Source organism: Halorussus halobius, assembly GCF_004765805.1.
GTDB lineage: Archaea > Halobacteriota > Halobacteria > Halobacteriales > Haladaptataceae > Halorussus > Halorussus halobius.
In genome coordinates this window covers 596,497-618,344 of the sequence record NZ_ML219773.1, presented here as the reverse complement: position 1 = coordinate 618,344, position 21,848 = coordinate 596,497, and the positions used below count along the sequence as shown (strand labels likewise).

The following is a 21,848-nucleotide window of genomic DNA, read 5'->3' as shown; positions in this document are numbered from 1 at the left end:
TATCCGACCGGGCCGGATAGCGCTTTCGCCGCGAGTCGTTCCGGCGGCGGGCTCACGCGTCGTCGGCCGCGTCGCCGAGGAGGGTCGACAGTGGCGACTCGTCGGCGACCAGTCGCTCCGCGAGCGCGACGCAGGCCAGCGCGAGCGCGACGCCGGCGACCACGTCGGTCAGCCAGTGGATGCCCAGATACACCGTCGAGACGACGACGCTCCCCGCGAGTATCGACGCGACGCCGGTCCAGACCGGAAACGCCTCCCGGGTCCGGTACGCGAACGCCGCGACCGTGACCGACAGCGAGGTGTGCAGCGAGGGGAAGACGTTGGTGTTGGTGTTGACCTGACTGGTGAGCAGTTGGAACTCGGGATAGGTGGCGAACAGCAGCGGCTCGACCTGGTCGGCGAGCAGGTTCCGGGGGCCGTAGGCCACGAACAGCGCGTAGCAGACCAGCCCGAGCGCGTAGTTGAGCCCGTACGCCACCGCGAGTTCGCGGAGCCGGGTCAGGTCGGGGTGGGCGAGGTAGGCCGCGACCGGGAACACGAGCAGGAACGTGTAGCCGAACACGTACACGAACGAGAAGTACGCGGTCAGTCCCGGCGTGGCGAACGACTGGACCCACGGCACGAACCCGCCCTCCAGCGCGTGGATGTAGCCGGTGACGTTCCACCCGACCAGCCACGCCACGTCCGGGACGCGCTCGCGGACGACCGCGTTCAGCCCGAGGACGAGCCCCAGCGCCGCGAGTTCGGGGAGCGCCCGCCGGAGCCGACGCCGGCCCTCCCGCCGGAGCGTCGCGAGCCCCGACCGCCCCACGACGAGCGGGAGTCCCACGGCACACGCCGCGAGGACGACCCCGACCACCCGAGCGAGGACGATTTCGAACGACATCAGCGGTCGACGAGCCTCACGTTCCCGTCGTACTGGTAGCCCGCGTCCCGGAACGCGTCGCGGGCGCGCTCGGCGTCGAGTTCGCCGTCGGTGCCCGCGAACGGCGTCACCGGGTCGCCGTCGCTCCATTCGAGGTCGTCGGCCGCCCAGTCGGTCCCGGCCAGCGGGGTGGCCGCCGGCGTCGCGTAGCCGTCGAACGTCTCCGAGGCGAGGTGGGCCTGGTCGAGCAGCGCCGCGACCGCCTGCCGGAATCGCGGGTTCGAGAGCGGCGCTCGCCGGGTGTTGAACCCGACGTGGTAGAACGCCGAGGACCGGTTCGCGGTCAGCCGAAGCGAGTCGTCGCGGCCGATTCGGGGGACCGTGTCCGACCCGAGGTTCGACAGCGTCGCGTCGGCGTCCCCGCCGGCGACGAGTTCGACGGCCGAGACGTCCGCGGTCGTCCGGGAGACCACGAGCCGGTCGAAGGCGGGCTTGCCCCGGAGCGACGAGGGGATTCCCGCCGGCGACTCCCGGCTCAGGAAGTGGTCGGGGTTGCGTTCGAGGACGAGCGACTCGCCCGCGGTCGCGGAGCCGAACTGCATCGGACCGCTCCCCACCGGGTCGGGGTTGCCCCAGACGATGGCCTCGGTCACGCCGTCGAAGCCGAGGCCGACGACGCTGGCCTCGTCGGTCCGGTCGCGCCAGACGTGTTCGGGCAGGACCGGAACCGTCAGCGCCCGCCGGGCCACGTTCCGGTTCCCGGTCGCGAACCGGAGTTCGACGGTCCGGTCGTCGACGGCCTCGGCCGCCTCGACCAGCGACGACCGACCCCGGAACCGGGGCGCGGGCACCGGCGACTCCTGCTCGCCGAGCGAGGTGTCCGCGAGCAGCCGGTAGGTGAACGCGACGTCGGCGGCGGTGAGCGACTCGCCGTCGTGCCACGCGAGGCCCTCCCTGAGCGTCACCGTCGCGGTCGCCGCGTCGTCGTCGCCCGACCACGACCAGTCGCGGGCCAGCCACGGACCGAGGTCGCCCGCGTCGCCGTATCGGCGCGCCAGCGGGTCGTACAGCAGGCCCGTGAGCGCGCCGTTCTCCCGGAACTCGACCGCTAGCGGGTTCCGGTTCTCGGTGATTCGGGGGTCTGCCGTCGCCAGTCGGAACGCGATTTCGCCCGACCCGGTTTCGGCCGCGCCCGACCCCGTCCCAGTCAGTTCGGTCTCCAGCAGGCCGACCGACGAGCGCACGCCGGACGCCGTGTTCCAGTCGGCGACCGAACTGGCGCGGAGCGCCGTGAGGTGGTCGGGGAACACGAGCACCTGAAACGGGACCTCGCGGGCGACGTGGTGCTGTATCTCGGTGACGGTCCGGGCGCGGCGCTCGCCCGACGACTGCCGCTGGCGGTCGAGCAGTTCGTCGAGGTCGAGGCTGGTGTAGCCGAAGGGGTTTTGCCACCCCGGCTCGCTGGTGAACGTCGAGTGGAGGAACGGGTAGAGTTCGTCCGGGTCGACGCCGCCGGTCGCGGGGAACTGGCCGACGTAGAGGTCGAAGTCGGTGTTTATCAGCACCTGCCGGTGGAGTTCCTCGACCGTGACCGGGGTGACGCGGGCCGCGACGCCCACGGTCCGGAGGTTGCTCGCGAGCGTCCGCGCGACGTCGATGGCGAACGGGTCGGCGTCCGAGGACACCGCCTTGACGGTGAGCGAGAGCTGTTCGGGGCGGTCGTGACCCCGGATGTTGCGGAGCCGGTCCAGACAGCCGGCGCTCGTCGCCGTCAGCCCGGCGAGCGATGCCAACGCGGCTCGTCTGGTCGTCTCCGACCGCACGGAGTCGGACATTCGTTCGGCCGTCCCTTGTCTCGTTACCCGTTTAATCGTTCCGTGAACGGCCGAGCGTCGAACCGGAACCTTTTTTCACGCGCTGGCGGCAGGTGAGAGCCGATGACGACCCGCCAGAGACCTCGTAGCGCCATCGGCGTCCCCGCGTCGCTGTCGGTCGCCACCGGCTCGGACCCCGCGATTGCGCCCCCCGCTCGACGATGAGCCCGCGTTCCCGACTCGGAGCGACCGCTCGGGACCGGCTCCCCGCCGCGCCGCTCTCGCGGGCCGACGCGCCGTGGCTCGGCGGGGCGTTGCTCGTCGGGGTCGCGGCGGCGGTTCTCTACCTCGCGCTCAACCCGTACCCGGCGTACGGCGCGGGCCTGTACACGGTCGTCGCCGACGAGATACGCGCGGCGGGGTACGCGCTCCCGGCGACGATTCCCCACTACACCGCCGAGGGCGTGCCGTTCGCCTACCCGCCGCTGGCGTTCTACGGCCTCGCGCTCGCCCGCGACCTCGGCGCGGGGACGTTCGCGACGGCCCGGTTCGTCCCGCCCGCGTTCGTGGTCGCCGCGCTGATGCCGGCGTACCTGCTGGGGCGCGACCTGCTCGGGCGCGACGTCGTCGACGGTCGGCTTCGCGGGGCCGCCGCCGGCCTGCTGGTCGCGTGCAACCCGCAGATTCTGGAGTGGCACGTCTCGGCCGGCGGGCTGGTGCGCGCGCCCGCCTTCCTGGTGTCGCTGGTCGGGGCGTACGCCGGCCTCCGGCTGTTCCGCGACCGCGAGTCGGGGTGGCTCCCGGTCGGGCTGGCCGGGTTCGCGCTCGTCGTCCTGACCCACCCGACGTACGCGCTGTTCTACGCGACGACCTACGTGGTGTTCTGGCTGGGCTACGACCGGACGCTCCGGGGACTCGCTCGCGGCGCGGTCGTCGGATTCGGCGGACTGGCGCTGGCCGCGCCGTGGTGGGCGACCGTGGCGTCGGTCCACGGCCCGGCGGTGTTCCTCGGCGCGGCGGGCACCCACGGCGGGGTCGGCGGCGGGCTGGTCTCGGCGCTGGTCGACGGGATGTCGCCGTGGTCGGCCGTGCCGCTTCTCGCGGGCGGGGTCCTACTGGTCGCGGGCTGGCGGGTCCTGCCGGCGTGGCTGTTCGTCTCGGAACTCCTCTTCGAGCAGCCCCGGTTCGCCTACACCGTCGGCGCGTTCGCGCTGGTCGGCGCGGCGATTGTCGCGGTCGACCGCGTGAGTTGGGGGCGCGCGACCGACGCCGAGGCCCGTCGCAGGGTCGCTGTCGCGGCGCTGGTGGTCGTCGCGTCGGTCGGCGTCGGCGCGCTGGGCTACGAGTTCGGCGGCCCGACCGACGACACCACGCCGGCATTCGTCGACGACGACGACGTCGAGGCCATGGCGTGGGCCGCGCGAGAGACGCCCGACGACGCCGCCTTCGTCGCGCTCGGGGACGCCGCCGAGTGGTTCCCTGCGGTGGCCGACCGCACGATACTGGTCGCGCCGTGGGGCGTCGAGTGGCGCGGTCCGGCCGACTACCAGCGCCACCTCCACGCCTTCGAGAACGCCTCGACGTGCGAGTCGGCGGCCTGCCTCGCGGAGTGGACCGCGACCGTGGACGCCGACCCCGACTACCTCTACGTGCCGCGAGGCGAGTACACCGTCCGGGGCGACCGCTACGCCGCGTCGGGCGCGCTCGAGCGCTCGCTGGCGGCGACCGGTCGGTACGACCCGGTCTTCGAGAACGAGGGCGTCGTGGTCTACCGCGTCCACGAGGGGTGACCCGGACCGGCGGCCGTCGGTCCGGCGACGGGGCGGAGCGTCACCGACTTCGGGGATACACTCTTGACGAGGGGGTGAGAACGCCGGAACGAATCGATGGCTCGTCTCCGAACGGCGGCCCTCGCGCTCGTCGCGGTCGCGCTGGTCGGCGTCGCCGGCTGGGGCGGCCTCCCCGGCCCCGCCGACGCGCCGGCGGTCGAACCGGCCGCCGGCGACTCGACCGTCTCCGGCGCGCCAGCGGAAGACGCGCTCGTCCGGCCCGAGGGGAGCGAGAGCCTGTTGTGGCCGTACACCAGCGCCGGACGGTCGGTCGAGTCGCGCACGCTCGCCATCAACATCGTACTCCACGGCGGACCCGGCGAGGTCCGGCAGGCGCTGACCGACGAGCGCGGCCTCGAATGGAACCGGACCGACGACGGCGAGTCGGAAGCCGACGCCGGTACCCACGCGGTCGTGGTCGACGACGACGGCGTCGACTGGAGCGCGGCCCGGGGGTCGACCCGGTACAGCTACGTCGAGGCCCGGGCGAGTGGCGCAAACGCCAGCGGAGCGAACGTCAGCGACGCCGGGAACGCTGGCGAAGCCCGGACCGGCGAGTGGGTACGGCCCGACTACCAGCTCCACGCCGGGACGTACCTCGGGACGCGCCAGCACCTCCGGGCCTACGAGTCGCCCCGCGCCGCCGACGAGTGGACCGCGCTACAGGCCCACGCCGAGTACTGGGACTGGTTCCGGCTCCGCCACACCGTGACCGACGTGCAGGGCGCGGCCCGGACCGTCGAGCGCGAGTTCGTCGGCGAGCCGTACGTCTCGGAGGTCCGCCGGGAGTACCGGGGCAATCGCGGCGGGGGCAACGACGGCTGGATTACGGCGGTCGAACTCGCGCTCGCCGCGCTGGTCGTGGGCGCGTCGACAACCCGGAGGCTCCCCTCCGCGCGGGAGGTGCGCGCGACGGTCGAGTCCGCCGTCGCCGAGGAGGGCCGCAAGTTCGTCCTGCCGGCGACGCTGGTGGCGCTGTACCTCGGGGTGCGAGCGAGCGGGGTCTGGCTGGAGGGGGCGTTCCCGGGGACCTCGCCCAAGGTGTTCGCCGGGGCGCTGTACCCGGTGCTGGCGGTCGGCGTCCCGGTCGCCGCGGCCCGGACCGCCCGGCCGCTCGACCCGACGACGGCGTTCGCGCTCGCGGTCGCCGGACTCGGAGCCGCGTTCGTCCTCGACTTCTCGACGCTCGGGTTGGTCGCGCTGTCGATACGGCTCGTCCTCCATCGGGTCGCGCTGCTGGTCTCGCTGGGCCTGCTGGCGGCCGGGAGCGCCCGGGCCGACGGGCCCCCGGACCGCCGCGCGCTCGCGGTCGGCGTCGCGGGCTGGGCGGTCTGTCTGGCGCTCCCGCTGTTCGGGGTGCTGTGACCCCAAATCCGTCGCGTTTCGGCCCGTCGGAAAGACTCAGAGGAGCGACAGCGCCCGGATGCGGGCGTTCCGGACGTACTTGCGGAGGTACGACCGCTTGGACGCGAGCCGGCCGCGAACGGCCGTCCGACCCCGGCGGACCGCGTCGAGGACGGCCTCGCGGGTCGGGTCGGCGGGGTCGTTCGGAAGCCGAACCTCGGTGTAGGCGCGGCCGACCAGCGCCGCGTCGTGGGCGTCGCTCCCGGCGAGTTGCGGGTAGTCGCGCCGACGGGCGAACCGGGTGGCCTCCCGGTTGCGATAGCTCGACAGCGAGCAGGCGTTGAGCGTCTCGATGCCGTCGCAGTCGTGGATAGTCGATTTCCGAACGCCGTGGCGGGTGCGCTGGAACGGGTGCGGGACGACGGCGACCCCGCCCGCCGCCCGGACGGTCTCGACCGTCTCGGCGAAGGGTCGGCGGGGGTCGGGGCGCTCGTCGACGCCGATTGCGAGCAGGTGGCCGTCGTCGGTCGACACCTCGACGCCGGGGATGCCGACGAGCCCGTATTCCGGCGCGAGTTCGGCCGCCCGGAGCGACGCCTCGATCTCGTCGTGGTCGGTCACGACGACGGCGTTCAGTCCGACCGCGCTCGCCCGCTCCAGCACCGCCCGGACGCTCGCGGTCGCGTCGTAGGACGCCCGAGTGTGGACGTGCGGGTCGACCGTCACGACGCCGTCCCCGCTCATGGGAGGCCGACGCCGAACTCGAGCGCCAGCACCAGCGCCGCCGCGAGCAGCGCCGCTCCCCCGGCGAGCACGTGGGCCACGTCCGACTTCGGGCTCCGGTAGTTCGACACCATCAGCGGGCAGGCGAGCGCGACGCTTCCGGCCGCGACCCACGGACTCCAGCGCGGGAGGTACGCCGCCGCGAGGTAGTTGGCGACGACCACGAAGTTGGTGTGGACGACCGTGGTGCCGTGGTAGTAGCTCGTCTCCCCGTCCGAGAGGAACCCCTCGTCGTTGTGCCGGACGAGTCGGAGACCGCCGAACGCGAGTATCAGGAAGCCCACGACCGCGCTGACCGCCAGCGACGGCGACAGCGCGTAGTGGTACAGCAGCGCGGCCGGCACGAGGTACGCGAAGATGTCGATGAACGAGTCCACCTGCCGACCGAACGGCGACGTCTGGCCGGTCCGCCGGGCGACGTAGCCGTCGAGTTTGTCGAACAGGAACGCCACGAACATCACGACCATCGCCCAGTTTCGCTCGCCCGAGACGAACAACAGCGCCGACGACCAGCCGAAGAACAGCGCGACCAGACTGACGTAGTCCGCGAGGGTCAGCCGCGACCGGAAGTCGCCGTCCCAGACGGACTCGCGACCGCCGAGTCGTCTCGCGGCCACCGCCGGAACCGTCCAGTCGGTCGGGCCTGGTTCGTCCGACATCGTGTTCGAAGCACGCGTCCGAAAGACTATAAAATTACGCAATAAATAAATATATATTCCCGAATATACCCATCAGGTCGCCGCCCGCCGTCGCCGGAACTCGCAGGGACCGAGCCGGACGTACGAGCGGGCCTCGCGGCGCTCGAACCCGTTGGTCTCGAACACCCACTGCGAGGGGCGGTTGTCGGCGGCCACGAGCGCGCAGGCGCTCTCGGCGTCGCGCTCGTCGCGAGCGACCGCGAGCGCCCGGTTCACGAGCGCCGTGGCGATTCCGCGACCGCGACGCGGCGGGGCGACGAACAGCCGCCAGACGTACGCCCCCTCGAAGTCGTAAGTCCGGGCGAGCGGGTCGACGCGCTTGGGTCGGGCGTCGGTCAGGAACAGGTAGCCCGCGACGCCGCCGTCGGACTCGGCGACGACGGCGAGGTCCTCCGGTTCGGGGTCGGCGAAGTCCGCGTACTCGTCGGCGTCGAGCGTCTCGGGGTCCCGAACCGCGAATCGGACGCCCGCTGGCGGTTCGACGGCGGGGACGTCGTCCAGCGCCGCCCGGTAGAGGTACATCCTGGTCGCCGTGACGCCCCGGTCGGCCAGCGCGTCGTACAGCGCCCGCCCGTACCGGTTCCGGGTAAACTTCCACAGGGGCAACGACATCATATATAGATTCGTCTCGGAAGCAATACTTATCGGTTCGGGTTCCTGCATCCCGAGCGAATCGGAACTGCGAGTCCGACCGCCCCGCGCGCCCCGACCCGGCGGTCCGTTTCGAGGGGTATATCGGGGGCAGTCCCCTGACGACTACCCATGGACGCGGCGCTGGGACCTCCGGAGAAGATGGCCGAGCGAGCCGACGACCTGACGCCGATGATGCGCCAGTACTACGAACTGTGTCGGGCGTACGACGACTCGCTCGTGCTGTTCCAGGTCGGGGACTTCTACGAGACCTTCTGCGAGGCCGCCGAGCGGACCGCCCGACTGCTCGAGATCGCGCTGACCCAGCGCGAGGACTCGACCGGCACCTACCCGATGTCGGGCATCCCCATCGACAGCGCCGAGTCGTACATCGAGACGCTGCTGGACGCGGGCTACCGGGTCGCGGTCGCCGACCAGGTGCAGGACCCCGCGGAGACGACCGGCGTGGTCGACCGGGCGGTCACCCGCGTCGTGACGCCGGGCACGCTGACCGAGGACGAACTGCTCGACGGCGACGACAACAACTTCGTGGCGTGCCTGACCCGCGACCCCGACCGGTACGGGCTGGCGCTGCTGGACGTCTCGACCGGCGACTTCTACGCCACCAGCGCGCGGCGGGCCGAGGCGGTCGCCGACGAGGTCAGCCGGTTCGCGCCGGCGGAGGCCATCGTGGAACCGGGCGTCGAGGACGCCACCTCGGCGGTCTTCGACGGCGACTGCATGGTCTCGCCGTACGACCCCGGAGCCTTCGACCCTGACGCGGCGGCGGGCAAGGTCGCGGCGTACTTCGGCTCGCCCGACTCGCTGCTCGCGGCCGACGCCGAGATACGGGCGTGCGGCGCGCTGCTGGCGTACGCCGAGTACGCGCGCGGCGGCGCGGACGTCGGGGGAAGCGACGCCGACGACGGCGACGCGGACGGGACCGACGCCGAGGGCGGGGCCGGCGACGCGACGGCCGACGACCGGCTCGACTACCTCAACCACCTCACGCGCTACGAGCCGCGGGAGTACATGCTGCTCGACCGGGTCGCGCTCGCCAGCCTCGAACTGTTCGAGCGCCGGACGGTCCACGGCGACGCCGGGGTGACGCTGCTGGGCGTGCTGGACGAGACCGCCTGCGCGCTCGGGAGCCGGCGACTGACCGACTGGCTCCGGCGGCCCCTGCTCGACCCCGAGCGCATCGACGCCCGACTCGACGCGGTCGAGGAGTGGACTCACGACGTGCAGGCCCGCGAGTCAGCCCGCGACCTGCTCCGGGACGTGTACGACGTCGAGCGCCTCGTCGCTCGCATCTCGCGGGGCCGGGCCAACGCCCGCGACCTGCGCTCGCTGAAGGCCACGCTCGACGTGGTGCCCGAGTTGAAGGCGGAGATGGCGGGCTTCGAGAGCGAGCGGCTCGGCGAACTCCGCGAGCGCCTCGACGAACTGAGCGAGGTGCGCGACCTGATAGACCGCGCCGTCCGGGAGGACCCGCCCAGAGAGATAACCGAGGGCGACGTCATCAAGGAGGGCTACGACGAGGAACTCGACGACCTCCGCCGGACCGAGCGCGAGGGCAAGTCGTGGATAGACGACCTCGAAGCCAGCGAGCGCGAGCGCACGGGCATCGACTCGCTGAAGGTCGGCCACAACTCGGTCCACGGCTACTACATCGAGGTCACGAACCCCAACCTCGACTCGGTCCCGGACGACTACACCCGCAGGCAGACGCTCAAGAACGCCGAGCGGTTCTACACGCCGGAACTCAAGCAGCGCGAGGACGAGATTCTGCGAGCGGAGAGCCGGGCCGACGACCTCGAACACGAACTGTTCCGCGAGGTCCGGGCGACCGTGGCCGACGAGTCCGAGCGCGTGCAGGCGGTCGCCGACGCGCTCGCGGACCTCGACGCGCTGGCCGCGCTCGGCGAGGTCGCCGCGACCAGGGACTACGCTCGGCCAGAAATCGGCGGCGACGGAATCGCCATCGAGCGCGGCCGCCACCCGGTCGTCGAGCGCACGCAGGACTCGTTCGTGCCCAACGACGCCGCGCTCGATTCGGACGAGCGGTTCGCGGTCGTCACCGGCCCGAACATGTCGGGCAAGTCGACCTACATGCGACAGGTCGCGCTGATAACCGTCCTCGCGCAGGTCGGGAGCTTCGTCCCGGCCGCCAGCGCCCGAATCGAGCCGGTCGACCGAATCTTCACCCGCGTCGGCGCGAGCGACGACATCGCCGGCGGGCGCTCGACGTTCATGGTCGAGATGACCGAACTCGCCGCCATCCTCCGGGACGCGACCGACGAGTCGCTGGTCCTGCTCGACGAGGTGGGCCGGGGCACCAGCACGACCGACGGCCTCGCCATCGCCCGCGCCGTGACCGAACACCTCCACGACGAGGTGGGCGCGCGCACCCTCTTTGCGACCCACCACCACGAACTCACCGCCGTCGCCGAGGACCTGCCCGAGGCCGTCAACCTCCACTTCGCGGCCGACGAGACCGGCGGCGACGTGACCTTCGACCACGAGGTGCGCCGGGGCGCGGCCACCGCCTCCTACGGCGTGCAGGTCGCCCGCGAGGCCGGCGTCCCCGACTCGGTGGTCGAGCGCGCCCGCGAGTTACTGGCGAGCGAGGCGGGGGAAGCGGCGGCCGCCGCTTCCCCCGCCTCGGACGCGAGCGGACGACCCGCGAGCGCGGCGTCGGAGCCGGTTTCCGGGTCGGCCGACCCGGAAACCGGCGAATCGGCCCCGAGAGCCGTCGCCGACGGCCCCGAGGACGAACTCGCCGCGCGCCTGCGCGAGGTCGACGTGGCGACGATGACGCCGCTGGAGGCGATGAACGAACTGGCGGAACTGAAACGCGAGGTCGAGTGACGGCTCTATTCGGAAACGCCAGTGGAACGCAGGTCGTGACCTCGAACGCCCCCAGCGCGCTCGCCGGTTCAGTCCGCCAGGATAGTGGCTAGTTCGCCAGCGGAGCCGGACGCGAGCCGTCGACGTCACCTCGGCAGGCCGCGCACGCAGTCGCCGGCCGACACGCCGCGGGCCTCGCTCCAGCCGGCGTTCGCCTCGACGACGTACCGACCCTGTCCCGAAGTCGTCCCGTAGGTGACGTAGTACGAGAGCGGCGAGTCGGGCGCGTCGAGCGTCTCGACGCTCGTAATCTCGCCGTCGGCCGAGACGAACAGTACGTCGAGCGGGAAGTCCATGTTGCGCATGCCGATGCCCCGCTCGCCGTCCTCGTCGTGGACGAACAGCATCCCCTCCTCGTCGGCCAGCGACTCGGTGCGGCTCAGCCCCACGTACTGCTGGGCGAACGACTCCGCGACCGCCACGTCGAGTCGGCCGCGCACCGTCTCCTCGCAGTCGGTGACCCGGAGGCCGCGCCGGTCGTCGACGCCGGTGGGCACCGGGAGCAGGCCGGTGTGCAGGAGGACGTACCCGACGAGCAGGCTGCCGGCGAGTCCGAACCACAGCGCGCGTCGCCAGTCCATGCCGGAACCTCGCGCGAGCGGGGCTTATACCCGGCGACTCGCTCCCGGGCCGTCACTCGGGCGGGCCGACCGAGACGAACTCCAGGCCCTTCTCGGCGAGCAGCCGGCGGGCGCGCTCGGTCACCGAGGGCGCGACCAGCACGCCCCGGACCTCGGCGTCGGCGTGGAGGTCCCGTTCGAGCGCCTCGACGTACCGGGCGAGCTGGCCCGCCGCGTCCGGGCCGACCCGCTTGCGCTTGAGTTCGACCACGACCGTCCGGCCGCGGGCGTCCTCGCCGTAGACGTCGACCGCGCCGGCGGGCGTCTCGCGCTCGGTCGCCAGCGGCTCGAACCCCGGCTCCACGAGGTCGGGGTCGTCGAGGATTCGCCGCCGGAGGTCCGCCTCGGTCCCCGTGAGCGCGAGGTCCTGCCGGTCGGTCACGTCGAAGCTGGCGACGCGGTCGACGCGCTCGAAGGCCACGAGCAGCTCCTCGTCGGGCGCGGTGCGCCGGCTTCGGACGCGGAACTGGCCGTCGCTGGCGTCGACCGCGTGGGTCGACCCCGGCGGCTGCCAGTTCACCGGCTTCTGGCCCTCGTCGGTGTGGACCAGCGCGGTGCCGTCGGGCTTGAGGACCACGAGTCGGTCGCCGGGGCCGAGCGTGCTGGCGGCCCGGCCCTCGTACTCAACCGTACACCGGCCGAAGACCGTCACCATGTCGCCGGCCTCGACGGCGGCCGCGACGCGGTTGCGGGCCGTCTCGGGGTCGAGGGAGGCGTCGGCCGCGTCGCCGGCCTCCGAACCGTCGCCGTCTGCTGTCGTCACTGGCTCGCCGTAGGCGACCGAGCCACAAAAGCGGCCCGCGTCCAGGCGTCGGGAGGCGCGGCCGGAGGGCCGGCGAGTCACCCGGGGACGACCACCTCCCGGTCGTCGGCCCACGTCTCGACCCGGTCGGCCAGCGCGTCCACGGCGGCGTCCGGAGCGAGCGCGTCGCGGTCGACCATCCCGCCGACCACCTCCTTCGCGCCCCGGAACCAGCCGCGAAGGTAGTCCGAGTCGTCCGGGTGGGCCTCGATTAGCCCGCCGTGGCCCACGGTCTCGCTCCGGTCGACCGCGTCGGCGTCGGCTTCGAGACCGAACCAGAGGACGTGGTACGCGGTCACCTCGTAGTCCCGGCTCACCCGGTAGAACGCCTCGTGGTGGAGGTAGTCGAGGTGGTCGCTGGCCGCGTCCGCGAGCGAGCAGTCGGTCGCCACCGGGTCGGGGTCGACCGCGAACTGGGTGTCGGCGGCGTACGGCGTCTCGGCCGAGACGTGGTCGAGCAGCGCGAAGCCCGCTCCGCCCCACTGCGAGCGGTGGAGGTCGTAGCGGGCGTCCTCGGCGGCGAGGTCGGAGCCGGCTTGGCTGTCGGGCGAGTCGGCGTCGCGGCGGTACGCGACGAGTGCGCGGTGTCCCATCGGGGCCACTTCGTCCCGTTCCGTGATTTAAAAGTACGGGCGCGAGCGCGGGTCCCGTTCGGCGACGCAAGCACTCGGTCACGCGACGCTAACTTCGCTCGCGTTACCGGTTCTCGTTCCACGTCGGCGCGCGCTGGCGCGAGTTCATCTCGCGCCAACATGCGCGAGGGAGGGGCGCGCTCGTGCGCCCCGAGGCTGGGGAGGGGCGAGGCCCGCCGTCGCGGTGCGGGGGCTGTGCGGGCGGGGTCATCCTTGGCGGACTGAAAGGGCGAGGCGGGCTCGCGGCCGAAGGCCGTGGTCGTCTCTGGCGGCCCTATCCGCGCCGATGCGGTGCGGTGCTGTGAGGCGCGGATATCCGCCAGAGCGACCGCGAGCGGGCCGAGGGCTTTCGAGGACGTTGCGGTTCTATTGTTGTCCCAGAGCGCGCCGAGGGCTTTCGAGGATGTATTTGCGACTCTGCTGTTTGAGAGCGCGCCGAGGGCTTTCGTGGTTGTGAATGCAGTTCTCGCGTCTGAGACCGCCGGGACCACCCGCAGTCGTGGTCAGTCGGCCCGCTCCAGTTCGTCGAACAGGTCGCCGACCCGGCGCTCTATCTCGTCGCGTATCGCCGCGACCGCGTCGGGCGAGCGCCCGTCCGGGTCGTCGAGGTCCCAGTCGCGGTTCTCGCCCGCCCACCCCGCCGGGCAGGCGTCGTCGGCCGAACAGCCCATCGTGACGACGTAGTCGCTCGCCCGGAGTTCCTCGGCCGTCACCTCCCGGGGTGACCGGTCGGAGACGTCGACGCCGACCTCGGCCATCGCGTCGACCACCTCGGAGTGGACGCGCTCGGCGGGTCGGGTGCCGCCGGTCACGAGGTCGACGTCGAGGTCCCGCGCGTCGCGCTCCCGCAGGGCGAAGGCGTACGCCATCTGGGAGCGGCCCGCGTTCTGGACGCAGACGAACGCGACCTGCGGGTCGGCGTCAGTCATCGTTCGTGGCGGGACCCGCGTTCGATGCGTCGAGGCGACCGGTGTCGAACCCGTCCCAGTCGAAGCGGCGCTGGAAGTACAGCGCGACGTGGACCAGCGCGAGCAGGACCGGCACCTCGATGAGCGGGCCGACGACCGTCGCGAAGGCGACGCCCGAGCCGACGCCGAAGACGGCGACCGCGACGGCGATGGCCAGCTCGAAGTTGTTCGACGCGGCGGTGAACCCGATGGCGGTCGTCGTCGAGTAGTCCGCGCCGATCTCCCGGCCCATCCCGAAGCTCACGAAGAACATCACGACGAAGTAGACCGTCAGCGGCACCGCGATGAGCAGGACGTCGGTCGGCTGGGCGACGATGCGCTCGCCCTGCATCGCGAACATCACGACCACGGTGAACAACAGCGCGATCAGCGTCAGGGGACTGATCGTCGGCTCGAAGGTCTCCTCGTACCACTCGACGCCCTTCGTGCGCGTGCCGACGTACCGCGAGAGGATGCCCGCGGCGAAGGGAATGCCGAGGAAGACGGCGATGGCCTCGAAGACCTGCATCGGCGTGATGTCGAAGGCCTCGATGCCGGCGACCAGCGACTCCATGCCGAGCAGGGGCGGGACGACGAGCGCGAAGAACCAGATGTACACGCCGTAGGTGAGTATCTGGAAGACGCTGTTGAACGCGACCAGGCCGGCGGCGTACTCGTTCGAGCCCTCCGCGAGCTCGTTCCAGACCAGCACCATCGCGATGCAGCGAGCCATCCCGATGAACACCAGTCCGAGGAAGAACTCGGGGCGGGCGGGCAGGCCGGGCGTGACGCCGCTGAAGAAGATGATCGCCAGGGAGAACATCACGGTCGGGCCGATGAGCCAGTTCTGGACGAGGCTCAACCCCAGTACCTTCACGTTCTTGAAGACGGTCGGGAGCTGACCGTAGTCGACCTTCGCCAGCGGCGGGTACATCATCAGGATGAGCCCGATCTCGACGAGGTGGAGGTCCTGAATGGGTTGGGTGACCGACGGGGCCACGAAGCCGAGCCCCACCCCGACCGCCATCGCGCCGAAAATCCAGACGGTGAGGTACTTGTCGAGGAAGTCCATCGAGCGCGGGTCGCCACAGTCGGGACAGTCGCAGTTCGGGCCGTGGTCGCGGCCGACGCCGTCGGGCTGGTCGCGGCCGGCGACGTCGTTACTCACGTTCGCCCACCCCGGCGTCGGCGGTCGCGAACAGGTCGTCGGCGAGGGCGGTGCTCGCGTAGTACCGCCAGTTGCCCTCTTTCCGGCGGTCGAGCAGTCCCGCGTCCACGAGGTCCGAGAGCGCGTGGCTCACCGCGCTCTCGCCGACGTCGACCAGCGGTTCGAGTTCGCAGACACAACGCTCGCCGTCGTCGGTCGCCAGGACGCGTGCGAGCCGGTAGCGCGTCTCGTCGCCGAGGACCGCGAAGACCGCGCGGGCCGCGTCGTCGGCGGTCGCCTCGTCGGCCAGCGACTCCAGTTGGTCGAGCCGACGCCGTACGTCGGCGTCACAGCACTCGCCGAGGTCGTCGGCGAGGAGTCGTTCGAGTCGCGACGTGGAGCTTGCCATCACGGGCTGGTTGAACAGCGCTTCAGATAACCGTTCCGATTTGAATTCCAGTTCAGATAGCTCTCGGCGAATCGACCGGCCGAGGCGTGACAGTCGGGACGAGGAGCCGAGCGTTACGAGATCGCGTCTTCCTTCCCGTCGGCGGCGGCGAGGTGTTTCTCGCCCCACTCGTGCATCTCCTCGATGAGCGATTCGAGCGAGGCACCGCGGTCGGTCAGCGAGTACTCGACTCGAACCGGCTTCTCGCTCACTATCTCGCGGTTCACCAACCCCTTCTCTTCGAGGTCTTCGAGGCTGTCGGACAGCACCTTGCTGGAGATGCCGTCCACGTCGTCTTTGAGTTCGTTGAACCCCATCGGACCGCCCTGGATGAGTCGATGGACGACCACGGGATGCCACTTCTTGCCGATGAGCGTGGCCGTGGAGGTGATGGGACACCACTCCTTGCCCGCACACCACACCGCCAACTGCTCGTTCGAGTCGCTCATGGCCGGGCGTACTCCCGGAGCGCCCAAAAAGTTACCTCCGCCTACCTGATTACCGAGGGTAACTACTCGCGGGGAAGGACGGTCCGAACCACCACCGATTAGTCGACCCCGGAACTACCGCCACCAATGACCGACCTCGGGAAAGTCGACCGGGAATTTTTCGACGAGCGCATCTACCCGCACCTCGGGGCCGACCGCGAGGACGTCGCCCTCGGCCCGCAGCACGGCGTCGACTTCGGGGTCGTGGAGGTCGGCGGCGAGGCGGTCGTGCTGGCTACCGACCCCCTGTCGCTGACGCCCGCGCTGGGGTTCGAGAAGGCGGCGTGGTTCGCGGTCCACGTCGCGCTCTCGGACGTCGCGGTGTCGGGGATTCCGCCCTCGCACCTCGCGGTCACGTTCACGCTCCCGCCGGACCTGACCGACGAGGAGTTCGGGACCGTCTGGGAGACGTTCGACCGCGAGGCGACCGAGGTGGGCGCGAGCATCGTGACCGGCCACACCGCCCGGTACGACGGCTGTCGGTTCCCGTGGGTCGGCGGCGCGACCGCGCTGGCCGTGGGCGACCCCGAGGACGTGGTGCGACCCGACGGGGCCACGCCAGGCGACCGCCTGCTCGTGACCAAGGGACCCGGAATCGAGGTCGCGGGGTTTCTGGTCACGCTGTTCGAGGAGGCGGTCGAGCTGCCGGCCCAGACCCTCGCCGAGGCCAAAGAGCGGTTCTGGGACATGAGCCCGGTCCGGGACGCCCTGACTGCGGCGGCCGCCGGGCCGGTGACCGCGATGCACGACGCGACCGAGGGCGGGCTACGGGGCGCGCTGGTCGAACTCGCCAGCGCCGGGGGCGTTCGGCTCGACGTGGACTCGGCGGCGGTGCCGGTCCTGCCGGGCGTCGCGGAATCGTGCGAGTTTTTCGACATCGACCCGTGGGCCGCGACCAGCGAGGGCACGCTGGTCCTGACGGTGGCCGAGGGCGGGGCCGACGACGTGCTGGCCGCGCTCGACGACGAGGGCATTCCGGCCGCCGAAGTCGGCGAGGTCCGAGCGGGCGAGGGCGTCTACGTCGACGGCGAGCGCGCCGAGCATCCCGACGTCGACCCCTCGTGGGACGTGTTCGCGGCGTACGCCGAGAAAGTGGGACTGGAGTGAGCGGACCGCGAGACGACCGCCCCACCGGCTCGAAGGCTTATCCCGCCCCAAATCGTACGGAGAGACGTTATGACCGACTGGTACGCGGTCGGAGTGGGATTCGCGGTCACGCTCGTCCTCGGAATCGTCGGCCTCGCAATTCCGGGGCTCGGCCAGCTCACGCCGGGACTCGTCGGCGGGTTCGTCGCGGGCTACATGGTCGGCGGCGCGGGCCGGGGCGCGTGGCACGGCCTGCTCGCGGGCTCTCTCGGCGGCATCCTCGTCGCGCTCGTCCTCGGCATCGCGGTGGGGACGCTGGGCATCGTGGAACTCGGGCCGCTCGGCCCGGTTCTGGGCGGCGGGCTGTTCCTCGTCGGCGTCACCGTCGCGCTGGTGCTGGGCCTCGAAAGCGCGCTCGCCGGGGCGCTCGGCGGCTGGGTCGCCGCGCGGTGAGCGTCCACCCGTCGACCGAACCGTTTTCCGGGTCGGCTCCCAACCGTCACGCATGACGACGATAGACGCCGACGTTCTGCTCCCGAACGAGCGGATGCGCGAGGGGGCCAGAGAGGGCGAGGTCATCCAGATTCACCGCGGCGACCAGTACGCCGAGGAGGGCGACGAGTTCGAACTCGACGGCGAGACGTTCGCCGTCGTCGAGGTTCGCGAGCGGACGCTCGGCGACCTGACCGACGAGGACGCCCGGCGCGAGGGGATGGCCGACCTCGACCAGTACCGCGAGGTGCTGAACCGCGCCCACGACCACTTCGAGTGGGACGACGACAGCGAGGTCGTCCTGCATCGGTTCGAGAAGGTGGCGTAGGGAATCGCCGGGCTTTCTTCGCGCCCGAGGCCGGGGGGTGTGAGGCTCGCGGTTTCGGTCGCGCCGTCTCGCGTGTCGAGGCGAAAGCTAGCTCGAATACGGCAGAATTGGGTTCGACGAGATGGCGAAACTAGCTACTGCCGGGACCGATGAGAGACCGCACTGCCCCACACAGCACCGCGCCGCCCCGCACAGCACCGCACCGCCCCGCACAGCACCGCGCCGCCCCGCACAGCACCGCGCCGCCCCGCACAGCACCGCACCGCCCCGCACAGCACCGCACCGCCCCGCACAGCACCGCACCGCCCCGCACACGTCGTTCGGCAAGACGCCGGAGGTCAAACGCTCCGAGAACTCACCGCCGCTCGCGGAGTTCCGCCCGCAAATCCCCGAGGTCCATCCCCTTCATCGAGAGCAACACGAGCAGGTGATAGACGATGTCGGCGCTCTCGTGGGCGAGTTCCTCGCGGTCGTCGTCCTTGGCGGCCAGCACGAGCTCGGTGGTCTCCTCGCCCAGCTTTTCGAGGACCGCGTTCTCGCCCTTCTCGTGGGTGAACAGCGACGCGGTGTACGAGTCGTCGGGCAGGGTCTCCTTGCGGGACTCGATGACGGCGAACAGGTCGTCCAGCACGGGGTCGGGGGCGTCCGCTCCCGGTTCGTCGGGGTCGTCGGTCACGCGTCGAGCCCCGCGACCTCGCGGACGTCCTGTAGCTCGTCGAACTCCTCGCGGTCGCGCCGCCCCGACTCGAACACGTCGGGGTCGACCTCGATCGGGGCGTCGGTCCGGGCCGCCAGCGCCAGCGAGTCGCTGGGTCGGGCGTCGACCACGGTCTCGCCCCGGGGCGTGTCGACGTGGAGGTCGGCGATGTAGGTGTTGTCCTCAAGCGCCGACACGACCACGCGGGTCACGCGCCCGCCCAGTTCCTCCACGAGGTCGAGCGTGAGGTCGTGGGTCAGGGGCCGGCCGACGTCGTCGGCCTCCATCCCCCGTGCGATGCTCACCGCCTCGGCGAAGCGGATGAAGATGGGGAGCACGCCGGTCTCGTCGCGGGGCGCGAGCACCGCGACCGGAACCGGTCCGTCCTCGGTCACGGCGACCCGCACCGCGTCTATGTCGACTTCCATGTGCGGACGGACGGAAGCCAGCAAGAAAAGTTTGCCCTACCGCGCCAGCAGTGCGCGACGACGCTTCGAGGCGGTCCCGTCGCGCCGGCCGAGGTCAGTAGCCGCCCGCGTCCTCGAAGCACCGGCCACAGCGGTCGACCGCGTCGTTCGTCCGAGGCTCGTCGTTCGGGACCGACGCGACGTGGCGTCCCGAGACGTGGCGCAGGGCACCGCAGACCGCCTCGTCGCCGGGCGATTCCTGCCGGGACTTGTGGACCGTCCCGGTGTGTTCGTTGAGCAGGCGCGTCATCGTCATCACGGGCTCGTACCGCCACTACCGGCCCGACCACCGTGAGTGTTGTTGCCACCGTTCAGTCGGTGGAGTGGTCGGGACCCTCGAAGAACGCCAGCGAGTGGAGGCGGTCGTCGTCGGTGAGCTCCGGGTGGAACGAGGTGGCCACGACCGGCCCGTCCCGAATCGCGACCGGGCGGCCGTCCCACCTCGCGAGCACGTCGACGTCGTCGCCCACCGCGGCGACCACGGGCGCGCGGATGAAGACGGCCGGGAAGGGGTCGTCGAGTCCCGCGACGTCGAGCGGCGCTTCGAAGCTGTCGGCCTGCCTGCCGAAGGCGTTGCGCTCGACCGTCGCGTCCACGAGGCCGAGTTCGTCCACTCGGTCGTCGCCCGCGTCGGTCGAGGCGACGATGAGGCCCGCGCAGGTCGCCAGCACCGGCTTGCCGGCCTCGACGTGGGCGACTATCTCCGGGGCGATTCCCTCGTCGCCGAGCAGCCGCGAGATGGCGGTCGACTCCCCGCCGGGCAGCGCGAGCAGGTCACAGTCGGGGACGACTCCGGCGGTCCGAATCGCCTCGACCGCGACCTCGCGACCGTGGGCCGCGCCCGCCCGTCGGAGCGCGTCGGCGTGTTCGCTCACGTCGCCCTGGACCGCGACGACGCCTGCCGTGAGAGCCATGCCCGCGAGTTGGGAACCGGGGCGGGAAAAGGACCCGTCTTCCGGCAAGCGGGTGTCGTCGGCCGACGGGAGCGAAGCTACCGCCGGTCGCCGGTCCGGGAGCCGACCCACGTTCCGAGCGCGAGCCCGTAGACGACGTGGCCGGCGTGGAACACGAGGCGCTCGTCCGAATCGAGGTCGACGTCGAGGAGTCGGTCGAGCAGCGCGCGCTCGCCGAACGCCGAGAGCGCGAGCGCGTAGCCCACGCCGGCCAGCAGGCCGACCGCCTCCAGTCGGGCGGTCTCGTCGGCGTCGTCGGTCCGAGCGTCGGACCCGGTCCCCGGCGTCGCGGACGCATCGCTGGGACGCGGCGCGAGCAGTCCGAACGCCGCTCCCGCACCCGCGCCGTACAAGAGGTGGAGCGCGAGCGCCGGCAGGGGTTGGTCCTCGGGGCGACCGCCGGCGACGAATTTCGACCAGAAGCGCGCGGTCGGCGGCAGCGAGCGCGAGACCGGGAGCCGGTAGGCGGTCATCACGAGGGTCGCGACGACGCCGCCCATCGCGCCCTCCGCGAGTCGGTCGCGGGCTCCGGAGCCGGCGGTCTCGGCGCGTTCGGAGTCGTCGCTCGCGGAACGCCCTTCGTCGGCGGTTCGGGACGGCGGGCGGGACATACCGTGACTGGGACCCGGACTCGGATAGCAGTAGCGGCCGCCAGGAGAGTCGGAGCGGGCGTAGTCGGGACTAAAAATGACGATGCGGGGACGAACCCGGTGCGGAAACGGCTGCAGATTGGCGGCTACAACCCAAGGACGTTCAGGAGCTTGACCAACACGCCGAAGAAGACGCCGAAGGCGACGACGGTTTTCGGGTCGATGCGGATGGCGTTGCTGTCCTCGGCGTCGAAGTACCGGACGAGTCCGGCGCTGGACATCAGCCCCCCGGAGTTCTGACCACTGCTCATGTCCGTAGGTGGGTCTGCCGGTCGCGTAAACCTTTCGGAGCGTCCGGACGCCGACCGTGGCGGACTGGACCGCGGCGAGCGGGCGAGAGCGGGCCGAAACGAGCGGGCGAGAGCGGACCGCGGCGAGCGGGCGGGAGCGGGTCGCAGGGTCGCGGACGCGGCAAGGTCGCGGGGGTGGGAAACCCTTATGCGCGCGGCGAGGCAACTTTGGGGAGTACACCAATGACTGTCACGCTGAAGGACTTCTACGCCGATTGGTGCGGCCCGTGCAAGACCCAGGACCCCATCCTCGAAGAGATGGAAGACGACTGGGACGAGGCCGTCGAGTTCGAGAAGATAGACGTCGACGAGCATCAGGACGTCGCCAACGAGTATCAGGTCCGGTCCATCCCCACCATCGTCGTCGAGAACGACGACGGCGTGGTCGAGCGGTTCGTCGGGGTCACCCAGCGCGACGACCTCGAAGACGCGCTCGAACAGGCCGGCGCGTGAACGTACCGCCGGCTTCTCGGCGGGCGTGATTCGGCCGCTCCGACGCCTCGGACGTAGCTTCTCGACCGGTCTATCGTTGTTTTTGTGTGAGTGACGCCAGCGACTGCCTCGACCAGGCTATGGTTATTGTTGTTCGAGTGAACTCCCCCGTCGCGTCGATAGCCCGGCTGAGACGTGTTCTACCGGTATTGTCGTTCGAGCGAACCCCGGTGTCCGCGTCGATAGTGTAGCCGAGACGTGTTCTACCGGTGTTGTTGTTCGAACGAAGCTAGCTACTGCCTCGACCAATGAGTAACCGCGACCGCACCGCAACCACACCGCAACCACACCGCGACCGCACAGCGCGGCCCTCACACCTCCCCAACCGATTGCGGTCCTCGCTACGCTGCGGTCCTCATCCCTCGCACGAGTTGGCGCGACCACTTCGGGTCGCGCCAGCGCGCGCCGGGGTGGAAAGACGAGAGTATCGAGTCGT

At 71.3% G+C, this 21,848-nt stretch carries 25 protein-coding genes; 7 read left to right on the top strand and 18 right to left on the bottom strand.

The window, feature by feature from the left end:
• Positions 1 to 52: 52 nt before the first annotated feature.
• The gene (locus tag EPL03_RS03050) at positions 53 to 886 is read right to left on the bottom strand and encodes a phosphatase PAP2 family protein (protein ID WP_135827861.1); all 834 of its coding nucleotides are present in this window, start codon (positions 884 to 886) and stop codon (positions 53 to 55) included.
• On the bottom strand, positions 886 to 2,700 hold the full coding sequence (locus tag EPL03_RS03045) for an ABC transporter substrate-binding protein (protein WP_135827860.1): 1,815 nt from the start codon (positions 2,698 to 2,700) through the stop codon (positions 886 to 888). Before EPL03_RS03045 ends, EPL03_RS03050 begins: the two co-directional genes overlap by 1 nt.
• 200 nt (positions 2,701 to 2,900) lie before the next feature.
• On the opposite strand from EPL03_RS03045, the gene EPL03_RS03040 reads away from it, so the two are divergent.
• Together EPL03_RS03040 and EPL03_RS03035 are read left to right on the top strand one after the other, a co-directional pair.
• Positions 2,901 to 4,469: an ArnT family glycosyltransferase gene (locus tag EPL03_RS03040; RefSeq protein WP_135827859.1), complete on the top strand. Its 1,569-nt coding sequence runs from the start codon at positions 2,901 to 2,903 to the stop codon at positions 4,467 to 4,469.
• A 96-nt stretch (positions 4,470 to 4,565) separates the two neighbouring features.
• Positions 4,566 to 5,873 carry a hypothetical protein gene (locus tag EPL03_RS03035; protein WP_135827858.1) on the top strand — a complete coding sequence of 436 codons (1,308 nt, stop codon included), beginning with the start codon at positions 4,566 to 4,568 and terminating at the stop codon, positions 5,871 to 5,873.
• A gap of 36 nt (positions 5,874 to 5,909) precedes the next feature.
• Here EPL03_RS03035 and EPL03_RS03030 read toward each other — a convergent pair whose 3' ends face one another.
• From EPL03_RS03030 to EPL03_RS03020, 3 genes are all read right to left on the bottom strand, one after another.
• Positions 5,910 to 6,596: a CehA/McbA family metallohydrolase gene (locus EPL03_RS03030; protein ID WP_135827857.1), complete on the bottom strand. Its 687-nt coding sequence runs from the start codon at positions 6,594 to 6,596 to the stop codon at positions 5,910 to 5,912.
• Entirely contained in the window at positions 6,593 to 7,294 is a 702-nt protein-coding gene (locus tag EPL03_RS03025; protein WP_135827856.1) for a CDP-alcohol phosphatidyltransferase family protein, read from the bottom strand. Before EPL03_RS03025 ends, EPL03_RS03030 begins: the two co-directional genes overlap by 4 nt.
• A gap of 72 nt (positions 7,295 to 7,366) precedes the next feature.
• Positions 7,367 to 7,948: a GNAT family N-acetyltransferase gene (locus tag EPL03_RS03020; protein ID WP_210424887.1), complete on the bottom strand. Its 582-nt coding sequence runs from the start codon at positions 7,946 to 7,948 to the stop codon at positions 7,367 to 7,369.
• A 147-nt stretch (positions 7,949 to 8,095) separates the two neighbouring features.
• On the opposite strand from EPL03_RS03020, the gene mutS reads away from it, so the two are divergent.
• Entirely contained in the window at positions 8,096 to 10,834 is a 2,739-nt protein-coding gene (gene mutS / locus EPL03_RS03015; protein WP_135827855.1) for a DNA mismatch repair protein MutS, read from the top strand.
• Between the two features lie 125 nt (positions 10,835 to 10,959).
• Here the strand turns inward: mutS and EPL03_RS03010 are convergent, their stop codons facing one another.
• The 7 genes from EPL03_RS03010 to EPL03_RS02980 all read right to left on the bottom strand — a co-directional run bounded on the left by EPL03_RS03010 (position 10,960) and on the right by EPL03_RS02980 (position 15,918).
• Entirely contained in the window at positions 10,960 to 11,454 is a 495-nt protein-coding gene (locus tag EPL03_RS03010) for a DUF192 domain-containing protein (protein WP_135827854.1), read from the bottom strand.
• A gap of 52 nt (positions 11,455 to 11,506) precedes the next feature.
• The gene (gene nucS, locus EPL03_RS03005; protein WP_135827853.1) at positions 11,507 to 12,256 is read right to left on the bottom strand and encodes an endonuclease NucS; all 750 of its coding nucleotides are present in this window, start codon (positions 12,254 to 12,256) and stop codon (positions 11,507 to 11,509) included.
• Positions 12,257 to 12,333: 77 nt separating this feature from the next.
• Entirely contained in the window at positions 12,334 to 12,888 is a 555-nt protein-coding gene (locus tag EPL03_RS03000; protein WP_135827852.1) for a DUF6735 family protein, read from the bottom strand.
• 542 nt (positions 12,889 to 13,430) lie between these two features.
• Positions 13,431 to 13,856, bottom strand: coding sequence for an arsenate-mycothiol transferase ArsC (locus tag EPL03_RS02995; RefSeq protein ID WP_135827851.1), 426 nt, complete (start codon positions 13,854 to 13,856; stop codon positions 13,431 to 13,433).
• The gene (gene arsB, locus EPL03_RS02990) at positions 13,849 to 14,946 is read right to left on the bottom strand and encodes an ACR3 family arsenite efflux transporter (protein WP_210424916.1); all 1,098 of its coding nucleotides are present in this window, start codon (positions 14,944 to 14,946) and stop codon (positions 13,849 to 13,851) included. Before arsB ends, EPL03_RS02995 begins: the two co-directional genes overlap by 8 nt.
• An 88-nt stretch (positions 14,947 to 15,034) precedes the next feature.
• Positions 15,035 to 15,430 carry an ArsR/SmtB family transcription factor gene (locus EPL03_RS02985; RefSeq protein WP_135827849.1) on the bottom strand — a complete coding sequence of 132 codons (396 nt, stop codon included), beginning with the start codon at positions 15,428 to 15,430 and terminating at the stop codon, positions 15,035 to 15,037.
• 113 nt (positions 15,431 to 15,543) lie between these two features.
• Complete coding sequence (locus EPL03_RS02980; protein ID WP_135827848.1) at positions 15,544 to 15,918, bottom strand: winged helix-turn-helix transcriptional regulator; 375 nt, start codon at positions 15,916 to 15,918, stop codon at positions 15,544 to 15,546.
• 126 nt (positions 15,919 to 16,044) lie between these two features.
• On the opposite strand from EPL03_RS02980, the gene EPL03_RS02975 reads away from it, so the two are divergent.
• The 3 genes from EPL03_RS02975 to EPL03_RS02965 all read left to right on the top strand — a co-directional run bounded on the left by EPL03_RS02975 (position 16,045) and on the right by EPL03_RS02965 (position 17,863).
• Positions 16,045 to 17,064 (top strand): AIR synthase family protein, encoded by a 1,020-nt coding sequence (locus tag EPL03_RS02975; protein WP_135827847.1) that lies wholly within the window; start codon positions 16,045 to 16,047, stop codon positions 17,062 to 17,064.
• Between the two features lie 69 nt (positions 17,065 to 17,133).
• The gene (locus tag EPL03_RS02970) at positions 17,134 to 17,496 is read left to right on the top strand and encodes a DUF5518 domain-containing protein (RefSeq protein WP_135827846.1); all 363 of its coding nucleotides are present in this window, start codon (positions 17,134 to 17,136) and stop codon (positions 17,494 to 17,496) included.
• Between the two features lie 52 nt (positions 17,497 to 17,548).
• Positions 17,549 to 17,863 carry an ASCH domain-containing protein gene (locus EPL03_RS02965; protein WP_135827845.1) on the top strand — a complete coding sequence of 105 codons (315 nt, stop codon included), beginning with the start codon at positions 17,549 to 17,551 and terminating at the stop codon, positions 17,861 to 17,863.
• Positions 17,864 to 18,218: 355 nt separating this feature from the next.
• Here the strand turns inward: EPL03_RS02965 and hisE are convergent, their stop codons facing one another.
• From hisE to EPL03_RS02935, 6 genes are all read right to left on the bottom strand, one after another.
• Entirely contained in the window at positions 18,219 to 18,539 is a 321-nt protein-coding gene (gene hisE / locus EPL03_RS02960) for a phosphoribosyl-ATP diphosphatase (RefSeq protein ID WP_135827844.1), read from the bottom strand.
• Positions 18,536 to 18,988: a bifunctional nuclease family protein gene (locus tag EPL03_RS02955; protein WP_135827843.1), complete on the bottom strand. Its 453-nt coding sequence runs from the start codon at positions 18,986 to 18,988 to the stop codon at positions 18,536 to 18,538. Before EPL03_RS02955 ends, hisE begins: the two co-directional genes overlap by 4 nt.
• 94 nt (positions 18,989 to 19,082) lie before the next feature.
• Positions 19,083 to 19,283 carry a hypothetical protein gene (locus tag EPL03_RS02950; protein ID WP_135827842.1) on the bottom strand — a complete coding sequence of 67 codons (201 nt, stop codon included), beginning with the start codon at positions 19,281 to 19,283 and terminating at the stop codon, positions 19,083 to 19,085.
• A 55-nt stretch (positions 19,284 to 19,338) separates the two neighbouring features.
• Positions 19,339 to 19,941: a pyridoxal 5'-phosphate synthase glutaminase subunit PdxT gene (gene pdxT, locus EPL03_RS02945; RefSeq protein ID WP_135827841.1), complete on the bottom strand. Its 603-nt coding sequence runs from the start codon at positions 19,939 to 19,941 to the stop codon at positions 19,339 to 19,341.
• 77 nt (positions 19,942 to 20,018) lie between these two features.
• Positions 20,019 to 20,591 carry a hypothetical protein gene (locus EPL03_RS02940; RefSeq protein ID WP_135827840.1) on the bottom strand — a complete coding sequence of 191 codons (573 nt, stop codon included), beginning with the start codon at positions 20,589 to 20,591 and terminating at the stop codon, positions 20,019 to 20,021.
• Positions 20,592 to 20,716: 125 nt separating this feature from the next.
• The gene (locus EPL03_RS02935) at positions 20,717 to 20,881 is read right to left on the bottom strand and encodes a preprotein translocase subunit Sec61beta (RefSeq protein WP_135827839.1); all 165 of its coding nucleotides are present in this window, start codon (positions 20,879 to 20,881) and stop codon (positions 20,717 to 20,719) included.
• Between the two features lie 222 nt (positions 20,882 to 21,103).
• Between EPL03_RS02935 and trxA the strand changes: the two genes are divergently transcribed.
• Positions 21,104 to 21,373 (top strand): thioredoxin, encoded by a 270-nt coding sequence (gene trxA / locus EPL03_RS02930; protein WP_135827838.1) that lies wholly within the window; start codon positions 21,104 to 21,106, stop codon positions 21,371 to 21,373.
• Positions 21,374 to 21,848 lie beyond the last annotated feature (475 nt).